We start from the raw sequence: 1627 nt of genomic DNA on the forward strand, positions 1-1627 counted from the left end.
CTTTGAGTACATCGAAGTTGATTACAACAAGACAAGAAGGCATAGTGCTATTGGCTATCTCAGCCCAGAGAACTTTGAATTAAAAAATAGTGCTTAGCAAAGTGTCCACTTTTAGTGGTACGGATCAAAGTGCGTATCGCTCAGCTCTGGAGAAATATCCAAAGTGAACACTAACAATCGCAGGCACAGCGACGGCCTTTTCGTTGCGGCTGCGCCTCAACTTCAAGGCCGCGCGTGCTGCGGGCGTTAGCACCAGAATGGTCAGACATGGCAAAGGTTAAGAAAAAGCTCACTCCGACTCAAAGACGTGCGAGGAAATTCGCCAAGGCCGAGCGACAAAAGAAATACCAATGGATCTTTATGAACGGAAGGCAAGTCAGAACAAAGCGGCCACCGACTGTGGATGGCATACCGGTAGATCAGTTCATTGATGAAAATGCTGATCCACTCTGGTTGCACCAGAATGAACTGTGGGAACTGATACCGGTAGAGAACTCTACTTCCAGTTTTGACCCGGTTCCAGAGTCGGTAGAAACGGAAGACGAGAATGGGGTTCCGTTTTGATACTAACCCACAGTGTAGAGTCAGACAGTGCTAACAAAGCCATCAAATTCGCTCCCTTCGGTCGCCGGACGCTCGTTCCTCGCGCCGTTTATGGCGGGCGTTAGGGCTTAAGTTGAATTAGGAGAAATTATTAAGTGTCAAATATCAAGGACTGGCAGGTTCATATTGGCGGGTGGGGATTCATTCTGTGGTTTGCTACTTTTGGACTATCAGATTTTCTAAAGGAAAGGGGGTACGATTTAATTTCGCATGTAGTTGCGGGTTACATGATTGGATTTGTTACTGCGTTTAGTGCAATGCTCTTTTGGGATATTATCCACAAAAGATGGACACAGATATTTGGTGATGAAAGCATTTTAGGTAGAGTATTTTCTGCTATTCCTTTACTCGTTATTGCTATTGTTGGGTTCGCAGGTTTTTTAGGCTCTATATTTGGTTCTGCTCCATGGCAATATAATATTGGCTTTGTTTTAGCTGGTATAGTTTTTCAACAGGGGACATATCCAGTGATTCGGATGTTGGATGGTCAGCCCTAACAAGCAAAGCCAGCCGACGCGTACCGCGCAGCTGCTTTGAGCGTTATGTGCTCAACGCACGCGTTCAGCTTCATTTCAGCACTCTCGTGTAGTAGAGTGTTAATGGTTAAATATTGAACGAGGTGGCTTATGACCATATCAGCAGAAATCATTGAGTCTGAGGCGCTTTCTCTTCCAAAAGAGGAACGGACTAGGTTAATCGTTCACCTGCTAGAGAGTATCGATGAGCGCGCTAACGTTGATCCTCGACGAGTAGAACAAGCTTGGCTAAACGAAGCAAATCGTAGGTATCAAAGTTATCTTGATGATGGCGAGCAAACAATCTCATCTGAAGACGTATTTGCGGACCTCCGGGCGGATGATCGTTGAAACCTGTACGTTTTCTTGAATCAGCCCGAGAGTAAGCGTTCATTTGAAGGCGTTATTGACGGCGCGCAGGCTTGCCGTATTAGATTTCGCGGATGGAGCGCACTAAACCGGGAGGCAGCTTCCACTGTCGACCGTCTTCTGTGGCGATGACCACCGTT

Annotated in this window: 4 protein-coding genes; all 4 read left to right on the plus strand. The window is 46.5% G+C overall.

Translation table 11 applies throughout. The features are described 5' to 3' along the window. Positions 1 to 97 (plus strand): IS3 family transposase (locus CWE07_RS14655; RefSeq protein ID WP_338022191.1); only part of this gene is annotated, 97 nt, incomplete at its 5' end. Positions 98 to 360: 263 nt separating this feature from the next. Beyond that, positions 361 to 564 (plus strand): hypothetical protein, encoded by a 204-nt coding sequence (locus CWE07_RS14185; protein ID WP_241974159.1) that lies wholly within the window; start codon positions 361 to 363, stop codon positions 562 to 564. 134 nt (positions 565 to 698) lie between these two features. Further along, positions 699 to 1100 (plus strand): hypothetical protein, encoded by a 402-nt coding sequence (locus CWE07_RS14190; protein WP_111570613.1) that lies wholly within the window; start codon positions 699 to 701, stop codon positions 1098 to 1100. Between the two features lie 129 nt (positions 1101 to 1229). Continuing rightward, entirely contained in the window at positions 1230 to 1469 is a 240-nt protein-coding gene (locus tag CWE07_RS14195; RefSeq protein ID WP_111570614.1) for an addiction module protein, read from the plus strand. The last annotated feature ends 158 nt before the right edge of the window (positions 1470 to 1627 follow it).

It is taken from the genome of Aliidiomarina maris (genome assembly GCF_003987335.1).
In the GTDB taxonomy this organism is placed as follows: domain Bacteria; phylum Pseudomonadota; class Gammaproteobacteria; order Enterobacterales; family Alteromonadaceae; genus Aliidiomarina; species Aliidiomarina maris.

Bases quoted from the DNA above. Each gene is read 5' to 3' on its own strand.
- CWE07_RS14185 (WP_241974159.1), top strand. From the start codon at position 361: ATGAACGGAAGGCAAGTCAGAACAAAGCGGCCACCGACTGTGGATGGC.
- CWE07_RS14195 (WP_111570614.1), top strand. From the start codon at position 1,230: ATGACCATATCAGCAGAAATCATTGAGTCTGAGGCGCTTTCTCTTCCA.